General features: G+C 64.2%; 2 protein-coding genes. Both read right to left on the bottom strand.

Features of this window, described 5'->3' with window-relative positions; genetic code table 11:
* A partial coding sequence (locus NKH02_RS34340) for a transposase zinc-binding domain-containing protein (RefSeq protein WP_352884263.1) occupies positions 1 to 228 on the bottom strand: 228 nt, incomplete at its 3' end.
* 12 nt (positions 229 to 240) lie between these two features.
* Positions 241 to 1,101, bottom strand: coding sequence for a site-specific integrase (locus NKH02_RS34335; protein WP_352884260.1), 861 nt, complete (start codon positions 1,099 to 1,101; stop codon positions 241 to 243).
* Positions 1,102 to 1,211 lie beyond the last annotated feature (110 nt).

Here is a 1,211-nt window from a genome sequence, read left to right as displayed (position 1 = left end):
CGCCAACTCCCCATTACTGGATCTGCCCATAAGGCAGGAGTTGTAGGCGATGCTGATCGCCCCGCAGGATCGGCATCCCTGGACATGGCCACCGAGTTCGGCCGTCCGGCAAAGCTCGATCGCGCTCATCACCCGCCGCTCGACGCGCCCGAGATGGCCGTCATGGACCTGCCGATACGCCTCTGCGTGGCGGCGAAAGATATCCGCCACCTCCAGTCTCGCCGACATGGCGAGGCGAGCTCAGCCGGGTGGCACGACCTCCAGCCGCAGCCGGTCGAGCGGGCTTTCCGTCCGCCGGATGAGGCCGTTCGAGACCTTCGTGTAGCGCGCCGTGCTCGACAGATGGTTGTGGCCGAGCAGAACTTGGATGATCCGGATATCGGTGCCGTTCTCCAGCAAATGCGTGGCGAAGCTGTGCCGAAGCGTATGGACCGTCACGCGCTTGTCGATGCCGGCGGCGGCACGCGCCGAGCGGCAGGCCGAATAGAGGACCTGCACATCGATCGGCGCGGTTGCGTCGCGACCGGGGAACAGCCAGTCCTTCGGCTTTGCCAACCGCCAATAGACCCGCAGAATCCGCAGAAGCTGCACCGACAGCATGACATAACGGTCTTTCCCGCCCTTGCCATGCTCGACCCGGATGACACCGCGTTCGCTGTCGATACTGTCGACCTTCAGGCCGACAGCCTCCGAAGCACGAAGGCCAGCGGCGTAGGCCGTGGTCAAGGCTGTGCGCGTCCTCAGGCTCGGCACCGCCTCCAGGAAGCGGACAACCTCGTCGGCGCTCAGAACCACCGGCAGCGTGCGCGGCGCGCGGGCATAGGCAATCCGCTCCGGGATCTCGGCATGCCCAAGCGTCACGCCATAGAAGAACCGCAGCGCGCATACTGTCTGGTTCAACGCCGGCCATGATATCCCGGTCGACACCAGATGCACCTGGAAGGCCCGGACGTCCTCCAGACCAAGCCGCTCCGGCGAGCGGCCGAAATACCGGGAAAACTTCGCCACCGCGTGGATGTAGGATCGCTGCGTTGCCGGCGACAGATTGCGGATCGTCATGTCCTCGATCATGCGCCGGCGCAGAGGGCTCAAATCGGCCATCGCTCATCTCCTGTTCTCAAGGTTGCGCTTCAACAGCCGCAATCCTTCAAAACAGAAGCCTCAACCGCAAACCCCCGCACCAAATGCCGCGTCAGCGGCTTCGTTCAATC

The organism is Mesorhizobium sp. M1396 (assembly GCF_040317725.1).
Classification (GTDB): domain Bacteria; phylum Pseudomonadota; class Alphaproteobacteria; order Rhizobiales; family Rhizobiaceae; genus Mesorhizobium.
This window is presented reverse-complemented; position numbering and strand designations above follow the sequence as displayed.